Origin of the sequence: Ensifer adhaerens (genome assembly GCF_020035535.1) — a bacterium.
Lineage (GTDB): Bacteria > Pseudomonadota > Alphaproteobacteria > Rhizobiales > Rhizobiaceae > Ensifer.
Genome location: NZ_CP083349.1, coordinates 4,144,848 through 4,162,120, shown reverse-complemented (window position 1 = coordinate 4,162,120; position 17,273 = coordinate 4,144,848). Strand labels below are relative to the sequence as shown.

Sequence of the window (17,273 nt, the reverse complement as noted above, 5' to 3'; positions counted from 1 at the left end):
GCGCGGCAAGGTAAGCATGCGGCCGGTGTTTGCAACGCCGAACGAGGGAAAGTTTCAACCTGCAAGCGAACCTGCGGCAAAAGGCGCAGGCTGGGCAGCAACCATCGGCACCCGCCTTACGCCAAAAGCGGCACCGATGCCGATCAGGACCGGATCGTCACAGCCGATCACGGCAATGCCGACCGCAAGGTCGCGCAAGGTACCTTGCCAGCGCCGCTCATTGTCGCGGCTGACATTGGCGGAGATGACGACCGGGGTGTCACCGGACAGCCCTTCCTCCAGAAGGCGTGCGGCGATGGCCGGTGCGGTGCGACCGCCCATGTAGAAGACCGTCGTGGTCTTCGGATCAGCCAAAGCCCGCCAGTCCATATCAGCGGGAAGGCCGCCATGGCGGGAATGGCCGGTGACGAAGCGTACCGCCTGGGCGTGATCGCGATGGGTCAACGACACACCAAGGCGCGCCGCCATCGCGCTCGCGGCCGTGATGCCGGGCACGACATCAACCGGGATGCCCTCCTCTTCGAGCCGGGCGATTTCTTCGCCGGCACGGCCGAAGATCATGGGATCGCCGGCCTTCAGCCGAACGACACGTTTGCCAGCGCGCGCCAGCGCCACCATCGTGTCGTTGATGTCCTCCTGCCGGCAGCTTTCGCGCCCGCCGCGCTTGCCGACCAGCATGCGCTTGGCCTCGCGCCGCGCGAGTTCCAGAACTTCGTTCGAAACGAGATCGTCGAACAGGATGACGTCGGCCGCCTGCAGCGCCCGCACCGCCTTCAGCGTCAGATATTCGCTGTCGCCGGGGCCGGCACCGACAAGCGTCACGCGGCCAGTGGCGGCATGGTTCGCCGACAGGCGCTCCATCTCCGCCACCAGCCGCGTATCGACACCCTCCTCCGGTGTCGCCTGAAAAGCGATATCGACGAAACGTTCCCAGAAGGCGCGGCGCGGCGCGCCCGGCTTGAGCCGCGCATTCACCTTGTCGCGCAACGCCTGCGCCAGCGCCGCCCAGTCCTTCAACACCGGCGGCAGCAGCGTCTCGATACGCCGACGGATCGCCTGGGCGAGAATGGGCGCTGCGCCATCGGTGGAGATCGACACGACGACCGGCGAGCGATTGACGATCGAGCCGAACTGGAACTGGCAGAAGGCAGGCTTGTCTATGACGTTGACCGGTACGCCGGCCTGCTGGGCAGCCCCGAAGAATATCTGCGCTTCCTCGTCGCTGTCGCAATCGGCAACCGCGAGCGCTGCACCGGCCAGCGCGTCCGCCCTCCAGGCCTCGTGGTGGTGAATGAAACCACCCGACGGATGAGCGGCACCCTTCTCGATCAGTGCCTCGCAGACTTCGCCAAGTTCGTCCACGGGCGCATAGAGGTGAACCTCGGCGCCGCAGGCGGCCAGCAACTCGGCTTTCCAGGCCGCGGCGTCGCTTGCGCCAGACACGACGACGCGCTTGCCTTCGAGCGACCAGAAAACCGGCAGCTTGGCGAGTGCGGCCATGCGCGCCGGCTCGGCGCGCCATTGCTTTTCATTCCGCAGCGGCAGCAAGGCATCCATCGACGATCCCCCTGATTTCGGCGCGGCAAGAGCCGCAATTGGTTCCGGCACTCACGGCCTGCCCGACCGCTTCGACCGAGCGGCAGCCGCCGCGGACGGCGGCAACGATCTGGTTGACGCCGACATTGAAGCAGGAGCAGACGGTCGCCCCCGGGTCGGGCCTGTCCGCGCCGGGCCGGCCGGCGACGAGCGCGAAGCGCATGCGCAAATCGGCGTGCAAGGCGCTCAGCTGCTCGACTGCCCAGTTGCGGGCAACGGCAACCGGCTCCTGCGCCAGAAAGAGTGCCAGCAGCAGGCGATCGCCGCCGAAGAAAGCAAGGCGGCGCTGGCCGGTGGGGCCGTCGGCATAACCGATCGGCTCAATATCTCGAGGCAATCCGAAGGTCTCGCGGCACCAGCCGATCCAATCCTCCGGCGCCGCTTCCACAGCAAGTTCCAGACGCCAACCGCCTTTCGCCCTGGCGACGGCCCAATAGTCGAGATCGAGACCCGAGGGCTTTGCGGCGCTGACTGCAAAACCGTAGGTCGAGGCAGAAAAACGGCAAATCGCAACGGCAGCATTTTTCGAAGCCGGCTGGCCGGAGACCGGATCAGTGACCGGCGGAACCAGCGCATCGATGCGCGCCATCGCCGCGAACTGGTCGTTCCAGTGCATGGGCACGAAGAGATTGCCGCGCGCCTGGCGCTCGGTGATCAGCGCGCGCACGATCGCCGAACCATGGGGGCTTTCGAGCACGACGAGATCGGCCGCAGCGATGCCGAGGTCCGTCGCATCGCGCGGGTGGATCTCGGCGAAAGGCTCGGCGAGATGGGCCGAGAGCCGCGCGCTTTTGCCAGTGCGGGTCATCGTGTGCCAGTGGTCGCGCACGCGGCCGGTGTTCAAGGTGAAGGGAAAGTCCTCGCTGACGCGATCCGGTACGGCGCTTTCCGCCGCCACGAAACGGGCGCGCCCATCCGCATGAAAGAAGCCGCCATCGGCAAAGAAGCGGGTCTCGCGCCCTGGCCCTCCTCGCGGCTGCGGCCACTGGAAAGGTGCGAGCGCGTCGTAATCGACAGCGGCGATCTCCGCATGCGCACCGATGTCGAAATCGCGCCGCCCGTCGTTCTCGAAGGCCGAAAGACCGGCGTGTTCGGCAAAGATTTCGGCGGGAGAAGCAAAAGCGAAAGCTCCCTCGAACCCCATGCGCCGGGCGACCTCGGCAAGCTGCCACCAGTCGGCGCGCGCCTCGCCGGGTACAGTGAGAAAGCCGCGCTGGCGTGAGACGCGGCGCTCGGAATTGGTGACGGTCCCGTCCTTTTCCCCCCAACCGAGCGAGGGGAGCAGCACATGGGCGTGGCGGGCGGTGTCGGTTTCTCGGAGCACATCGGAGACGACGACGAAGGGACAGGCTTCGAGTGCGGCTTCGACGGCATCGGCATCCGGCATGGAGACAACCGGATTGGTCGCCATGATCCAGATCGCCTTGATGCGGCCATCGGCAACGGCGCCGAACATATCGACGGCCTTCAGCCCCGGCTTGGTGGCAATCGACGGCGCGCCCCAGAAGCGGCGCACCTGATCCCGATGCCCGGCCTTCTCGATGTCCATGTGGGCGGCGAGCATGTTGGCGAGGCCGCCGACCTCGCGACCACCCATGGCATTGGGCTGACCGGTAAGCGAAAACGGCCCCATGCCCGGCCGACCAATACGGCCGGTCGCCAGATGACAATTGATGATGGCGTTGACCTTGTCGGTGCCGACGGAGGACTGGTTGACACCCTGGCTGTAGCAGGTGACGACCTTTTCCGTCGTTTCGAACAGGTGGAAGAAGGCAGCTATTTCCGACGGTTCGAGGCCCGTCGCACGGACCAACGCCGCTTCATCGATCGCGGCCGTGGCGAGGGCTTCGGCAAAGCCGCTGGTGTGGGCGGCGACATAGGCATGGTCGAGGGCCGCACTTGCCGCCAGATGGGCGAAGAGCGCATTGAACAGCGCCACGTCGCCATCGGGGCGGATTGCCAGATGCAAGTCGGCGATATCGGCGGTCATCGTGCGGCGCGGATCGATCACCACCACGCGCATGTGCGGTCGCGCCGCCTTGGCTGCCGCAAGGCGCTGGTAGAGCACCGGATGGCACCAGGCGAGATTGGACCCGGTGATGACCACGAGGTCGGCGAGTTCCAGGTCCTCATAGCAGCCGGGTACCGTGTCCGAGCCGAAGGCACGGCGATGGCCGGCAACGGACGACGACATGCAGAGCCGCGAATTGGTGTCGATATTGCCGGAGCCGATGAAGCCCTTCATCAGCTTGTTGGCGACGTAATAGTCTTCGGTCAGCAATTGCCCGGAGACGTAGAAGGCGACTGAATCCGGCCCGTGTTCGGCAATCGTCTGAACGAAGCGCTCCGAGACGAGATCGAGCGCCTCGTCCCATCCGGCCTGCTCGCCGCCGATTTCCGGATGCAGCAGCCGGCCGTCGAGGTCGAGCGTTTCGGCAAGCGCCGAGCCCTTGGAGCAGAGCCTGCCGAAATTGGCAGGATGATCGCCGTCCCCGCGGACGGCGACGCCGCCGCTATCATCGACTGCTGCGATGACGCCGCAGCCGACGCCGCAATAGGGACAGGTGGTCTTGACCTCCCGCTCCATGGCTATTCCGCCGCAATCAGCAGGCTTTCGAGCGCGATGAAGAGCGCGCCGCCTTCAATGCGCACCGGGATCGTGCGCACCGCGCCCTCGTCCGCCCCGAGCGCCTTGCCGGTTTCGAGCGAGATCACCCAATTGTGCAAGGGGCAGGTCACCGCAGCACCGTGGACGATGCCCTGCGACAGCGGCCCGCCCCTATGCGGGCAATGATCCTCGATGGCGAAGACCTCGTTTTCGGCAGTGCGGAACACCGCGATCTTGCCCTCAGGCGTCTTCACGCAGCGCGCGCCCCTCAGGGGAATGTCGGATATATCGCCGATCGGATGCCAGTTCATATCCATCACCTCACTCCGCAGCTTGGGAAAAACCGACCGTCGCCATCGGCCGGAACTCGTGCTTGTCCTTGCCGGAGACGCGCTCCGACCAGGGATCGACCTGGGCGAATTTCTGGCTGAAGACGAAGCGGTCGAAACAGGCCTTGCGCTTCTCGGCATCGCCCATGATCTGGCGGCGGATCTCGTCGAGGCCGACGCGTTTCGCCCATTTGTAGATGCGCTCGAGGTAGCGTGCCTGCTCGCGGTACATCTGCGTCAGCGCCACGATATGCTCCAGCGCCTCGTCCTCGGTCTTGACCAGGCCAAGGACTTCCGTGCCCTTGATGTCGAGACCGGCGGCGCCGGCGAAATGGATCTCGAAACCGCTGTCGACGCTGATGACGCCGATGTCCTTGCAGGTCGCCTCCGCGCAATTGCGCGGACAGCCGGAGACGGCCATCTTCAACTTGGCGGGCGTCCAGGACCCCCACATGAACTTTTCGATGCGAATGCCGAGGCCGGTCGAATCCTGCGTGCCGAAGCGGCACCAGTCGGAGCCGACGCAGGTTTTCACCGTGCGCAGGCCCTTGGCATAGGCTTGGCCGGAGACGAAGCCGGCCTTGCCGAGATCGGCCCAGACGGCCGGCAGATCTTCCTTTTCGATGCCGAGCAGGTCGATGCGCTGGCCCCCGGTCACCTTGACCAGGGGGATCTCGAACTTGTCGACCACGTCGGCAATGGCGCGCAGTTCGCCGGAATTGGTGACGCCGCCCCACATGCGCGGCACGACCGAATAGGTGCCGTCCTTCTGGATGTTGGCGTGAACGCGTTCGTTGATGAAACGCGACTGGTAGTCGTCGGCATATTCGTCCGGCCAGTCGCAGACGAGGTAGTAGTTGAGCGCCGGGCGGCACTTGGCGCAGCCGCAGGAGGTCTTCCACTCCAGCTCCTGCATCACGGCAGGAATGGTCTTCAGGCCCTTGGCCTTGATCAGCCGACGGACATCATCATGGCCGAGCTCGGTGCAGGTGCACATCGGTTGGACGGCGGCCGGATTGTAGCTATTGCCGAGCGTCAGCGACATCAATTGCTCGACGAGACCGGTGCAGGAGCCGCAGGAGGCGGACGCCTTGGTATGAGCGCGCACGTCGTCGAGCGAGGTCAGGCCCTTGTCCCCGATCGTCGAGACAATCTTGCCCTTGCAGACGCCGTTGCAGCCGCAGATCTCCGCATCATCCGGCAAGGCTGCAACGGCCGCCATAGGGTCCAGGGGCGATCCACCCTGGTAGGCCTGGCCGAAGATCAGTGTTTCACGCATTTCGGTGATGTCGGTTCCACGCTTCATCAGATCGTTGAACCAGGCGCCGTCACCGGTCTCTCCATAGAGCACCGTGCCGATGATCCGGTTTTCCTTGAGGACCAGGCGCTTGTAGACGCCGGCGGTGGCGTCGCGAAGGACGATTTCCTCGCGCCCATCCCCATCGGCGAAGTCGCCGACCGAATAGAGGTTGATGCCGGTTACCTTCAGTTTTGTTGGCGTATCGGAATGGACGAAGGCACCGCTGCGATCGCCGGCCAGGTGTCGTGCGGCAATTCTCGCCATCTCGTAGAGCGGCGCCACCAGGCCATAGACCACGCCGCCGACCTCGGCGCATTCGCCGAGCGCCATGATGTGCCCGTCGGAGGTCTGCATGCCGGCATCGACGACGATGCCGCGATTGGTGGCAAGCCCCGCCTCCTTGGCAAGGCCGACATTCGGCCGGATGCCCACCGCCATCACGACCAGGGTCGCCTGGATGATGCGGCCGTCATCGAGCTCGATGCCCTCGACTTTCTCATCGCCGACGATCCGCTTGGTATTCGCCTTGGTAATGACCTTGATGCCGCGCTCCTCGACCGCCTTCTGCAACAGGTAGCCGGCGGCCGGGTCGAGCTGTCGCTCCATCAAAGTCGGCATGACGTGCAGGACGGTCACGTCCATGCCGCGGGCATTGAGGCCGGCCGCAGCCTCAAGACCGAGGAGACCGCCACCGATGACGACAGCCTTTTCGCGTGACTGGGCCGCAAGCAGCATCGCCTGCACATCGTCGAGATCGCGATAGGTGATGACACCGCGCAGATCCTTGCCCGGGACCGGAATGATGAAGGGCACCGAACCCGTTGCGATCACCAGCTTGTCGTAGCTCTCCGTCACGCCATGGTCCGACGTGACTGTCTTGGCGGTACGGTCGATGGCAACGATCTTGTGACCCTTGTACAGCGTGATGCCATGCTTGATGTACCAGCCGTCGCCATGGATGATGATTTGTTCGTAGTCCTTCTCGCCCGAAAGCACCGGCGAGAGCATGATGCGGTCATAGTTGACGCGTGGCTCGGCGTTGAAGATCGTCACCGCGTAGCGACCGGGCGCCTTCTCGAACAATTCTTCCAGCATGCGGCCCGGCGCCATGCCGTTGCCGACGATCACGAGCTTTTCGGGGGTGTGTTCGGCCATGGTGATCACTCCGCAGCTTCGACGAAGCGGTGGCGCTCGTAGAGAAACTTGAGCACGGCTTCGCGGCATTTGAGGTAGGTTCGGTCGCCGGCAAGCTCGATACGCCGGCGCGGACGGGCGAGCGGCACGTCGAGGATCTCGCCGATGCGGGCCGACGGCCCGTTGGTCATCATGACGATGCGATCGGAAAGCAGCACCGCCTCGTCGACATCGTGGGTGATCATCAGCACGGTGTTTCCGAGTTCCGCGTGGATCTGCATCACCTGGTCCTGAAGATGCGCGCGAGTCAGCGCATCGAGCGCGCCGAAAGGCTCGTCGAGCAGCAGCACCTTCGGCTCCATGGCAAGCGCGCGGGCAATGCCGACACGCTGCTTCATGCCGCCGGAGATTTCCGACGGGCGCTTCTCGGCCGCATGCGCCATCTGCACGAGCTCGAGGTTGCGCATCGTCCAGTCGTGACGCTCGGCCTTGGCTTTCGTCGCGCGGAAGACCTTGTCGACGCCGAGGCGGACGTTCTCGTAGACCGTCAGCCAAGGCAGCAGCGAATGGTTCTGGAAGACGACGGCACGGTCCGGCCCCGGCTCGTCGGCAACCCGGCCGTCGAGCAGTACGACGCCGGTCGTCGCCTGGGTCAGGCCGGCAACGATGTTGAGCAAGGTCGACTTGCCGCAGCCGGAATGACCGATGATCGAGATGAACTCGCCCTTGTCGACAGATAGCGACACCTGCTTCAGCACTTCTGTGCGGGTGCCGCCGCGCTCAAAACTCTTGTCGATCAGTTCCAGCGAAAGATAGCTCTTGGTCATGGCTTTCCCCTCTCTCAAGCGGTTGCGGTGCCGCGGGTGACGACGCGGCCGACGAGGGCGATGAGGCGATCGAGCAGGAAGCCGACGATGCCGACATAGATCAGCGCGACGATGATGTCGCTGATCAGCGAGGAGTTCCAGGCGTCCCAGATGAAGAAGCCGATGCCGACGCCGCCGATCAGCATTTCGGCCGCGACGATAGCCAGCCAGGAGAGACCGATACCGATGCGAAGGCCGGTGAAGATGTAGGGGGCTGCGGCCGGCAGCATGATCTTGGCAAAGTATTCGAATGCGTTGAGACGCAGCACCTTGGCGACGTTCTGGTAGTCCTGCGGGATGTTGCGGATGCCGACGGCGGTGTTGATGATGATCGGCCAGATAGCGGTGATGAAGATCACGAAGATCGCCGAGGGATTGCCGTCCTGAAAGGCGGCAAGCGACAGCGGCAGCCAGGCGAGCGGCGGCACGGTGCGCAGCACCTGGAAGATCGGATCGAGTCCGCGCATGGCAAGCTGGCTCTGGCCGACCAGCGCGCCGAGCGCGATGCCGACGACGGCGGCGAGTGCATAGCCGACCGCGACGCGCTGCAGGCTTGCCGCGATGTGCCAGAAAAGCCCCTGGTCGACGCCCTGACCGACATAGAAGGGATGGGCGATCAGCTCCCAGCTTTCTTCCATCACGCGCGTCGGTGACGGCAGGCTGGAATCAGGCGCCGAACAGAGGATTTGCCAGGCGATGAGGATCAACGACAGGGTGACGATAAGCGGCGCAATGTTGGCAGCACCGGCGGTGATCCGTGCGAGCCACGGACGGCTGCTTCCAGGCTTTGCCGAGTGGGTCAAGGCGATCACGCGCGCGGCAGGCCGCGGCGCCGACTGGTCCTTGAGTTTGAGGTTGGTGACGGTCATGGCCGTTCTCCTTGGAATTCGAAAACGGACGGTCGCGAAGCACTGGCCGCGACCGTCGCAATGGTCAGGCGACGCGCGAGATGGAAAGGCTCTTGAGGTACGCCTGCGGATCGGCGGGATCGAAGACCTTGCCGTCGAAGAACTTTTCGACGCCGCGCGAGGTGGATGCCGGCACGTCGGTCACACCCAGATCCTTGGCCGCCTCACGCCAGATGTCTTCGCGGTTGACCTTGGCGACGAGCGCCTTGATGTCGGTATCGGGCGCGAACTTGCCCCAGCGGATGTTCTCGGTCAGGAACCAGCTATCGTGGCTCTGGAAGGGATAGGACGCGTGATCGCGCCAGAACTTCATGAAGTGCGGACTCTGTTCGACGATCTTGCCGTTGCCGTAGTCGTATTCGCCCTTGAGGCGATCGACGATGTCCTTCGGCGGCACGTTGAACCAGCTGCGCTTGCCGACGATCTTGGCCAGCTCGTCCTTGTTGGTCATGTCGTCGCACCATTGCGCCGCTTCCTGGATGGCCATGGTAAGCGCCTTGGCGGCGCGCGGGTTCTTCTCCACCCAGTCCGCGCGCATGGCGAAGGACTTTTCCGGATGTTCGTTCCAGATCTCGGCGGTGTTGACGGCGGTGTAGCCGATCTTCTGGTTGACGAGCTGCTCGTTCCAGGGCTCACCGACGCAGAAACAGTCCATGGTGCCGACCTTCATGTTGGCGACCATCTGCGGCGGCGGCACGACGATGGTTTCGACATCGCTATCCGGATCGATGCCGCCGGCGGCGAGCCAGTAGCGGATCCAGAGATCGTGCGTGCCGCCGGGGAAGGTCATAGCCACCTTGGCGGCGACGCCTTCGGCCTTCTTCCTGGCGAAGGCTTCCTTGAGCGCGGAGGCGTCGATACCGACCTTGAGATTGGCATAGGCCTGCCCGACCGAGATCGCCTGCGCATCGAGATTGAGGCGGGCGAGGATAACCATCGGCAGCGGCTGGTTGTTCTGGGTGACCTTTCCAGTCGAGATCAGATAGGGCATCGGCGTCAGGATATGGGCGCCATCGATGCCGGAACCGGCGGAGCCCAGCACCAGGTTGTCACGCGTCGTGCCCCAGGAGGCCTGCTTGACCACCTCGACGTCGGTCATGCCGTATTTGTCGAAGAGCCCCTTCTCCTTGGCGATGATCAGCGGCGCCGAGTCGGTAAGCGCGATGAAGCCGAGTACCGCCTTGGTGGTTTCCGGCCCGGAGCCTTGCGCAAAGGCACCGGATGGGAAGGCCGTCTTGACCGCGCCGAACAGTGCAGCGGTCGCGGTGGTCTTCAGCAGGCTGCGGCGGGTCAGACCGCCGGTCGAAAACTTGGTCATGCGCAGGTTCCTCTGCTGGCCGGATAACGGACATAAAAAAACGCCGCTCGGTGATTGCGTCCGGGATCGGGAGGAATCCTCGGGAACAAAACCTTGCGACGTCGGTGTCTTCGGCAAACGCGATCTGGCGTTTGATTTCGCTTCGATCGCCGTTGACCGAAGCATTTCTAGAAAAGCAAAGGCCGTGCCAGTTCGTCGGCGCGACAGTTAGCGCCTTGAATTAAAACCGTAATTTTCGGATGCGAGTGCGGCGCCCATAAATGCGCCTATTGTAGAGCCTGCTGAATTATTGTGCGGTGCACATATTCCGCGTCGAGACTCTGCACAAACATGGTGCGCCATGCTCAGCTCTCCAGCTCGACCGAAGCGTGCGCCATCGAGGCGCGAACGGGGAAAGAGCGGATATAGGCCTCGATATCAACGGGATCGAAAACGTGGCCATCCATGAAGCGCTCGCCCGGTCTGTCACCCTCGATACGAATATCGGCATCGGCGGGAGCGGCCGCCGTGCCGAGTGCCTGGCGATAGATGTCGGGGCGATAGGCGGCAGCCGCAAGCGCCTGCATGCCTGGTGACAGCCGTACCTGCCCCCAACGCACCATCTGGCTGTAGATCCAGAGTGCCTGACCGGAACGGGGATAGTTGGCGTGATCGCGATGGAAAACGAAATAGTCGTCGATCACGCGCCTGTTGCCGGCCGCATCAATGGCGAACTCGCCGGCGAGAACCCTGCGGATGATTTCGACCGGGGCGCCAATGTAGCGGGGGGTGGCAAGCAATTCGGCAAGCGTGCCGCGATTGTCAGGCACATCGCACCAGCGCGCCGCCTGGTCGAGCGCCACAAGCAGCCGCGATACGGTCTCGGCGTTGCCCTCAGCCCATTCTGGTCGCATGCCGACCACCTTTTCCGGCGCCGATGGCCAGATATCCTGCTTGGCGGCGACAATGCGCCCAAGACCACGCTCGGAGGCCACCATGTTCCAGGGGGCGCCGACGCAGAAACCGTCGATGGCGCCGGCAGCCAACGCATCCGAAGTCAGCGGCGGAGGCACCACCACAAGCTTGACGTCGCGGTCGGGATCGATGCCGCCGGCCGCCAGCCAGTAGCGGACCTCGTAATTGTGCGAGGAGAAGGGATAGGTGACACCAAGCCTTGGCGCCGCCTCGCCGCCCCGACGCATGCGGGCAAGCACCGCAGCGAGCGCGCGCGCATGGGCAAGCGCATCCTCAACCTCGCCAAGACCACCCTCCTCCTGCATGCGCGCGAAAAGCCGGTTGGACAGCGTGATCGCATTGCCGCCGCGCCCGAGCGAGAAAGGGGCGATCGTCGGCGAGGGATTGGAACCGAGGCCGAGCATGGCGGCCACCGGCATCGGCGAAAGCATGTGGGCGATATCGAACTGACGAAAGGCGAGCCGGTCGCGCACATTGGCCCAGGAAACGTCCTTGACGAGATCGAGCTTCAGCCCTTCCCTGCGGGCAAAGCCGAGCTCCGCCGCCACGATCAGCACGGAAGCGTCGACCAGAGGAATGAAGCCGGCGCGGATCGTTCGCGTGCCTTCGCCGCCGAGCTTCACCGGCGCGGGCACCCCCTCGCCCATCGCCGCGCCAGGTCGCGAATTATCGATGGTCGTCATGATGTTCACTCCGGTTTCTCCTTCCGACGGTTCACATCAGCAGCCCTGCGGCCGTCACCACGCTCTGCGCGATATCCGACATCTTCTTCTTTTCGTTCATCGCCGTCTGACGCAGGAGCGCGAAGGCCTCATCCTCGGAGAGACCACGCATCTTCATCAGGATGCCCTTGGCGCGCTCGATCACCTTGCGCTCTTCCAGCGCCGATTTCGCATCGGCGAGCTCGCGCTGCAGCCGGCTGAAGGCGTTGAAGCGGCTGACGGCCATGTCGAGGATCGGCTTGACGCGCTCCTTCTTCAGCCCGTCGACCACATAGGCGGAGACGCCCGCCTCGACCGCCGCCTCGATCGAGGCCGTATCGGAGCGGTCGACGAACATGGCGATCGGCCGCCCGACGGTGCGGGTCAGTTGAAACAGGTGCTCCATCATGTCGCGGTTGGGGTTTTCGATATCGATGACGATGACATCGGGCCGAAGCGTCTCGATGGTCCGAGCCATGCCCTGGACTTCATGAATGACCGTGACCTTGCGGTGGCCGGCCTCATGCAATCCCTCCTCGATAATCGAGGCGCGGATGGCGTTCTCGTCAATGACGAGAATGGTGAGGTCCCGGTGCGTCATGCGTCGATCATGATGCGGCGCAGCATTTTTCGCAACAGGATTTGCACAATATTTTGACATTTTAGCATTATGCTCAAAATTTATGCGGAACGCCATTTGATTGGGCGAGGCCGTGGCGATAGCGGGAGACGCTCGGACGATGTAAAAGGACAACGAGCAACAGGATCGGCGCACGGATGACAAAGGGTCAGTTCAGGATGCTGCGCAGCGCGACCGCGGGTATTGACGCGGTCGAGGCGGAATCGCGCCATTCCTTCGCCCGCCACACCCACGACCAGTTCGGCATTGGCCTCATCTACCAGGGCGCCCAGAAATCGCTCAGCGGCCGAGGCGTGGTGGAAGCCGGCGCCGGCGACATGATCACCGTCAATCCCGGCGAGGTGCATGACGGCGCGCCGATCGGGGATGCCGGCCGCTCGTGGCGCATGCTCTATTTCGATCCGTCCGTCATCGCTGCCGCCGCCAAGGATATCAGCCAGGGCCGTTCGGACGCCGGCGAGTTTGCCTCACCGGCTTTCAAGGATGCGGAAGCGGCAAATCAGTTCCGGGCGCTGTTCGCAGCGATCACAGACCCGACAACAGAGAACGAGGCGATCCGGCGCGAGGAGCGGCTTCTGCTGCTGCTTGCGAGCGCTCTTGCCACCGGCAGGCCGGAGCACCACGAAAGACCGGCAACGGTCACCGCCGCAAAGACGATGATCGACGATGATCCGACAGCCGCGATCACCCTTGCCGATCTTGCCGCCGAGGCCGGGCTCAGCCGGTTTCAACTGGTGCGCAATTTCGCGAGTGCGGTCGGCCTGACACCGCATGCCTATATCGTCCAATGCCGCATCGATCTTGCTCGCCGCCTGATCGACGAGGGCACGCCGCTGGCGGAGGCTGCGTTTGCCGCCGGCTTCGCCGACCAGAGCCACATGACACGGGTGTTCGTCAGCAAGTATGGCCTCTCCCCCGGCCTTTATGCCGAGGCCAGAAAGTAGGACCCGCAATTCCGTTCAAGACCCGAACCCTCTCCGGGCGCATGGCTGCACGGGCTGCGCAGCGACAAGCGCGGCGCTGCAACGGAGAACGGACATGTCGAAAAAATTTCAGGGCTATCTCAATCTTTCACTGGCGATGATCCTCGTCGGCAGCACGGTGATCGCCAGCAAGATCATTGCCGCCGGGCTTGCACCCTTCACCGCGACAGCCCTGCGCTTCGCCATCGCCTTTCCGCTCTTCCTGCTGTTGATGTGGTTCACCAGGACGTCATGGCCGAAACTTAAAGGCCGCGACTGGCTGATCCTTCTTGCGCAGGCGGGCGCCGGCAGCGTCGGCTACACCACCCTGCTGATCGCCGGCCTGAGCCTGACGTCGGCAACCGATGCCGGCGTGGTGATCGGCACCCTGCCGGTGGTTTCCGCCGCCATAGCCATCCTCGTTCTCGGCGAGCGCCCCGACCGCCGGATGCTGGCGGCGATCGCGCTCGCCGCTGTCGGCGTGCTCACCATCGTCTTCAAGCCCGGCGAGACCGGAAGCCATTCTCCGCTCGGCATCGCCCTCATTTTCGGCGCCGTCATCTGCGAGGGTCTGTTCATCCTTCTCAACAAACGCGTGAAGGCAGAGATCTCGCCCCTGGCGCTCTCGACACTGATGACCGGCCTCGGCTTCGCGGTCGCCCTCATCCCCGCCCTCTTCGAGGCACATGCAACTGCCGCGATCGACAAGAACGCGATCCTTGCGGTCCTCTACTATGCCCTCATCCCGACCGTTGCCGGCTTCGTGCTCTGGTATGCAGGATCGGCGAAAGTGAGCGGCACCGAGGCCTCCGTTTTCACGGCGCTGGCGCCGGTCTCGGCGGTGATCTTCGCCTTTCTGCTGCTCGGAGAGCCGGTTGGCAGCCATCAACTGCTTGGGATCGGCTGCGTGCTCGGCGCCGTTCTCGGCCTGACCGTGCCCCAGATCATTGCCAGCCGAAGGACGGCACGCAGCTTTTCCGCCGGGGAGGCTTGAACGAGAATGAATGTATCCATTTCGAGGCTCCTCATGCACTTCCAACACGCAGACGATATCTGGCGCGACTTCCCGGAACTCAGCGCCGGCGCGCTGTTCACGGACGGCATACGCAGCAATGTTTCGGTCGAAGCCGAAGTTCGCAGTTTGCTGGGAATAGCAAACGACCGCTGCGGCACCGGCTCGGAGAGCGACCTGCCGGAAATCCACGCCTGGCGCCGGACCTTTGCCAGGATGAGACTGAAACCGACACAGTATCGCTCGGCTTCCGAGGCACTACTCCGGCGCTTCCGGAAGGAAGGCCGCTTGCCGGCGATCCATCCGTTGATCGACCTCTGCAACGCCAGCTCTCTCGCCTTCGCGATCCCGATCGCCGTCTTCGATCTGGCCCATGTCAGCGGCTATCTGCATGTTCGCCGGGCTTCCGGCAACGAGACCTATCTGACGTTCGCAGGAGAGACCGAAAACCCGGAGGCCGGCGAAGTGATCTTTGCGGATGGCGAAGGGCGGGCGCATGCCCGGCGCTGGACCAACCGGCAGAGCGGCCGCTCGGCGATCCGACCTCAAACGACCCATGCGCTGATCGTTGCCGAAGCCCTGCACGGGACGGCGCGAGAAGATGTCACGCGGTTGATCGCCACGCTTTCGGAGGCGATCGCCGCAGCCTGGGGCGATCGCCCGAGCACGGCCATGCTCGATCGTTCGTCGCCGCGTTTCGATTTTTCGATATAGGGGAATCGCTCAGATACGGCGCATCAGCGCCGAGATGCCGGCCGGCGCCGTTGGGCACCGGCCGGAGGGAAATCGATCAAGCCGCCTTGGCGACGTGATATTCCTTGATCGCAACCATCTTGATCGCCGGATAGCGCTCCGCCTCATAGCGAAGCGAGAAGCTGTCCTGTGCGAGGAACACCGGGTCGCCGTCGAGATCGCGGGCGATGTCACCGCGCCGTGCCGTGACGAACTTGTCGAGTTCGGCCGGCTGATCGGAGGAAATCCAGCGGCAGACGGAGAAGCGCGACATTTCGAAGGATACCGGCAGGCCGTATTCTGCCTGCAGGCGCTCCTTCAACACGTCGAGCTGCAGAGCACCGACGACGCCGACGATGGCCGGCGAGCCGTCTTCCGGCGAGAACAGCTGCACGACGCCCTCTTCGGCCATCTGCTGCAGCGCTTCCTTCAGCTTCTTCGCCTTCATCGCGTCTTCCAAGCGCACGCGGCGCAGGATTTCCGGCGAGAAGTTCGGCACGCCCTGAAACACCAGCGGCTCACCCTCGGTCAGCGTGTCGCCGATGCGGAGCGTACCATGGTTCGGGATGCCGACGACGTCGCCGGCGTAAGCCGTGTCGGCGAGCTGGCGCTGCGAAGCGAAGAAGAACTGCGGGGCGCTGAGGCCCAGCTGCTTGCCGGTGCGCGACAGGCGTGCCTTCATGCCGCGCTCGAGCTTGCCGGAGCAGACGCGGGCAAAGGCGATGCGGTCGCGATGGTTCGGATCCATGTTGGCCTGGATCTTGAAGACGAAGGCCGTCATCTTGTCGTCGGTGGCGTGCACCGTGCGGATATCCGCGACCTGGTCGCGCGGCGGCGGAGCGATGTCGCCGAGCGCATTGATGAGATCGCGCACACCGAAGTTGCGCAGCGCCGAGCCGAAAAACACCGGCGTCAGATGGCCCTCGAGGAAAGCCTTCTTGTCGAAGGGCTTGCAAGCCTCGATCGCCAGCATCAGTTCTTCGGTAAAGGCATCGCGCTCATTTTCCGGCAGGCGGTGGGCCGCCATTTCCGGGCCGTTGACCTTGGTCGGGATTTCCTGCGTGTCGGAACCGCGCACCGTGTTGTCGGCGAGATGGTAGGAGCCGCAGAAGGTCTTCGAGCGGCCGATCGGCCAGGTGACCGGCGCGCAGTCGAGCGCCAGCTTCTCCTCGACCTCGTCGAGGATCTCGAAGGGATCGCGGCTCTCGCGGTCCATCTTGTTGACGAAGGTGATGATCGGAATGTCGCGCATGCGGCAGACTTCGAAAAGCTTCAGCGTGCGCGGTTCGATGCCCTTTGCGGCGTCGATGACCATGACGGCCGCATCCACCGCCGTCAGCGTGCGGTAGGTATCGTCGGCGAAGTCTTCGTGACCGGGCGTATCGAGAATGTTGAAGACGTTGCCGCCATATTCGAAGGTCATCACCGAGGTCACGACCGAGATGCCGCGCTCGCGCTCGATCTTCATCCAGTCCGAACGGGTCTGGATGCGATCCTTCTTGGCCTTGACCTCGCCGGCGAGTTGGATGGCGCCACCGAACAGCAGCAACTTTTCGGTGAGCGTGGTCTTACCGGCGTCCGGGTGCGCAATGATCGCAAATGTGCGGCGGCGGGAGACCGCCTCGGCGAGAGTTTCAGCCATGTCGTAAAATCCTGTGAGTTGCCGCGTCCTTTACAGGCTCGGCCCCGATTATGCAATTGACCGCGGCGCCCGCGGCCCGGCTTATGCGGGCATGAGCACGCACCCTTCCCCATCCCGCCCGACCCTCAACCTCGTTCGCCTGCCGCACGGCGAAGGCCTGGAACTTCCGGCTTACGAGACCGCGGGCGCCGCCGGCATGGATTTGCGCGCCGCCGTTCCCGCCGACCGGCCGCTCATGCTCACCCCGGGCAAGCGCGCCCTGGTGCCGTCAGGTTTCATTTTCGAAGTCCCCGCTGGCTACGAAGCGCAGATCCGCCCGCGCTCGGGCCTTGCCTTCAAGCACGGCATCACCTGCCTCAACACACCCGGCACCATCGACAGCGACTATCGCGGCGAAGTGAAGGTGCTGCTCGTCAATCTCGGCGATGAAGATTTCCTCATCGAGCGCGGCATGCGCATTGCGCAGATGGTGATCGCGCCGGTCACGCAGGTCGCGGTGAGCGAGGCAGACGGGGCAAGCGAGACGGACCGCGGCGCCGGCGGCTTCGGCTCGACCGGGGTCTGAGCCTCC

General features: G+C 64.2%; 14 protein-coding genes. 4 read left to right on the top strand and 10 right to left on the bottom strand.

Going from position 1 to position 17,273, the window contains the following annotated elements; genetic code table 11:
* Positions 1–54: 54 nt before the first annotated feature.
* The 9 genes from cysG to LAC81_RS20235 form a co-directional block, all read right to left on the bottom strand.
* The gene (gene cysG / locus LAC81_RS20275; protein WP_223726214.1) at positions 55–1,557 is read right to left on the bottom strand and encodes a siroheme synthase CysG; all 1,503 of its coding nucleotides are present in this window, start codon (positions 1,555–1,557) and stop codon (positions 55–57) included.
* The gene (locus LAC81_RS20270; protein WP_223726213.1) at positions 1,529–4,183 is read right to left on the bottom strand and encodes a nitrate reductase; all 2,655 of its coding nucleotides are present in this window, start codon (positions 4,181–4,183) and stop codon (positions 1,529–1,531) included. Before LAC81_RS20270 ends, cysG begins: the two co-directional genes overlap by 29 nt.
* Positions 4,184–4,185: 2 nt before the next feature.
* A complete protein-coding gene (nirD, locus tag LAC81_RS20265; RefSeq protein WP_113536682.1) occupies positions 4,186–4,521 on the bottom strand; it encodes a nitrite reductase small subunit NirD in 336 nt (111 codons plus the stop codon).
* A 4-nt stretch (positions 4,522–4,525) separates the two neighbouring features.
* Positions 4,526–6,988: a nitrite reductase large subunit NirB gene (gene nirB, locus LAC81_RS20260; protein ID WP_223726212.1), complete on the bottom strand. Its 2,463-nt coding sequence runs from the start codon at positions 6,986–6,988 to the stop codon at positions 4,526–4,528.
* A gap of 5 nt (positions 6,989–6,993) precedes the next feature.
* Positions 6,994–7,794: an ABC transporter ATP-binding protein gene (locus LAC81_RS20255; RefSeq protein WP_113536683.1), complete on the bottom strand. Its 801-nt coding sequence runs from the start codon at positions 7,792–7,794 to the stop codon at positions 6,994–6,996.
* Between the two features lie 14 nt (positions 7,795–7,808).
* The gene (gene ntrB, locus LAC81_RS20250; protein WP_223726211.1) at positions 7,809–8,702 is read right to left on the bottom strand and encodes a nitrate ABC transporter permease; all 894 of its coding nucleotides are present in this window, start codon (positions 8,700–8,702) and stop codon (positions 7,809–7,811) included.
* Between the two features lie 64 nt (positions 8,703–8,766).
* Entirely contained in the window at positions 8,767–10,059 is a 1,293-nt protein-coding gene (locus LAC81_RS20245; protein WP_113536685.1) for a CmpA/NrtA family ABC transporter substrate-binding protein, read from the bottom strand.
* A gap of 344 nt (positions 10,060–10,403) precedes the next feature.
* Positions 10,404–11,705, bottom strand: a complete 1,302-nt coding sequence (locus tag LAC81_RS20240; RefSeq protein WP_419195787.1) for a CmpA/NrtA family ABC transporter substrate-binding protein — start codon at positions 11,703–11,705, stop codon at positions 10,404–10,406.
* Positions 11,706–11,727: 22 nt separating this feature from the next.
* Positions 11,728–12,315, bottom strand: a complete 588-nt coding sequence (locus LAC81_RS20235) for an ANTAR domain-containing response regulator (RefSeq protein WP_113536687.1) — start codon at positions 12,313–12,315, stop codon at positions 11,728–11,730.
* A gap of 176 nt (positions 12,316–12,491) precedes the next feature.
* Between LAC81_RS20235 and LAC81_RS20230 the strand changes: the two genes are divergently transcribed.
* The 3 genes from LAC81_RS20230 to LAC81_RS20220 all read left to right on the top strand — a co-directional run bounded on the left by LAC81_RS20230 (position 12,492) and on the right by LAC81_RS20220 (position 15,042).
* Positions 12,492–13,298, top strand: coding sequence for an AraC family transcriptional regulator (locus LAC81_RS20230; RefSeq protein WP_223726209.1), 807 nt, complete (start codon positions 12,492–12,494; stop codon positions 13,296–13,298).
* Between the two features lie 94 nt (positions 13,299–13,392).
* A complete protein-coding gene (locus LAC81_RS20225) occupies positions 13,393–14,310 on the top strand; it encodes a DMT family transporter (RefSeq protein ID WP_223726208.1) in 918 nt (305 codons plus the stop codon).
* A gap of 33 nt (positions 14,311–14,343) precedes the next feature.
* Positions 14,344–15,042: a B3/4 domain-containing protein gene (locus tag LAC81_RS20220; protein WP_223726207.1), complete on the top strand. Its 699-nt coding sequence runs from the start codon at positions 14,344–14,346 to the stop codon at positions 15,040–15,042.
* 76 nt (positions 15,043–15,118) lie between these two features.
* On the opposite strand, the gene LAC81_RS20215 is transcribed toward LAC81_RS20220, so the two are convergent.
* Positions 15,119–16,702, bottom strand: a complete 1,584-nt coding sequence (locus LAC81_RS20215) for a peptide chain release factor 3 (protein WP_223726206.1) — start codon at positions 16,700–16,702, stop codon at positions 15,119–15,121.
* 91 nt (positions 16,703–16,793) lie between these two features.
* Here LAC81_RS20215 and dut point away from each other — a divergent pair, with 91 nt between their 5' ends.
* Positions 16,794–17,267 carry a dUTP diphosphatase gene (gene dut / locus LAC81_RS20210; protein WP_223726205.1) on the top strand — a complete coding sequence of 158 codons (474 nt, stop codon included), beginning with the start codon at positions 16,794–16,796 and terminating at the stop codon, positions 17,265–17,267.
* Positions 17,268–17,273 lie beyond the last annotated feature (6 nt).

Excerpts from the sequence above, each read along its gene's own strand:
- cysG (WP_223726214.1), bottom strand. The coding sequence starts at position 1,557 with ATGGATGCCTTGCTGCCGCTGCGGAATGAAAAGCAATGGCGCGCCGAG.
- LAC81_RS20270 (WP_223726213.1), bottom strand. The coding sequence starts at position 4,183 with ATGGAGCGGGAGGTCAAGACCACCTGTCCCTATTGCGGCGTCGGCTGC.
- nirD (WP_113536682.1), bottom strand. The coding sequence starts at position 4,521 with ATGGATATGAACTGGCATCCGATCGGCGATATATCCGACATTCCCCTG.
- nirB (WP_223726212.1), bottom strand. The coding sequence starts at position 6,988 with ATGGCCGAACACACCCCCGAAAAGCTCGTGATCGTCGGCAACGGCATG.
- LAC81_RS20255 (WP_113536683.1), bottom strand. The coding sequence starts at position 7,794 with ATGACCAAGAGCTATCTTTCGCTGGAACTGATCGACAAGAGTTTTGAG.
- ntrB (WP_223726211.1), bottom strand. The coding sequence starts at position 8,702 with ATGACCGTCACCAACCTCAAACTCAAGGACCAGTCGGCGCCGCGGCCT.
- LAC81_RS20245 (WP_113536685.1), bottom strand. The coding sequence starts at position 10,059 with ATGACCAAGTTTTCGACCGGCGGTCTGACCCGCCGCAGCCTGCTGAAG.
- LAC81_RS20235 (WP_113536687.1), bottom strand. The coding sequence starts at position 12,315 with ATGACGCACCGGGACCTCACCATTCTCGTCATTGACGAGAACGCCATC.
- LAC81_RS20230 (WP_223726209.1), top strand. The coding sequence starts at position 12,492 with ATGACAAAGGGTCAGTTCAGGATGCTGCGCAGCGCGACCGCGGGTATT.
- LAC81_RS20225 (WP_223726208.1), top strand. The coding sequence starts at position 13,393 with ATGTCGAAAAAATTTCAGGGCTATCTCAATCTTTCACTGGCGATGATC.
- LAC81_RS20220 (WP_223726207.1), top strand. The coding sequence starts at position 14,344 with ATGCACTTCCAACACGCAGACGATATCTGGCGCGACTTCCCGGAACTC.
- LAC81_RS20215 (WP_223726206.1), bottom strand. The coding sequence starts at position 16,702 with ATGGCTGAAACTCTCGCCGAGGCGGTCTCCCGCCGCCGCACATTTGCG.
- dut (WP_223726205.1), top strand. The coding sequence starts at position 16,794 with ATGAGCACGCACCCTTCCCCATCCCGCCCGACCCTCAACCTCGTTCGC.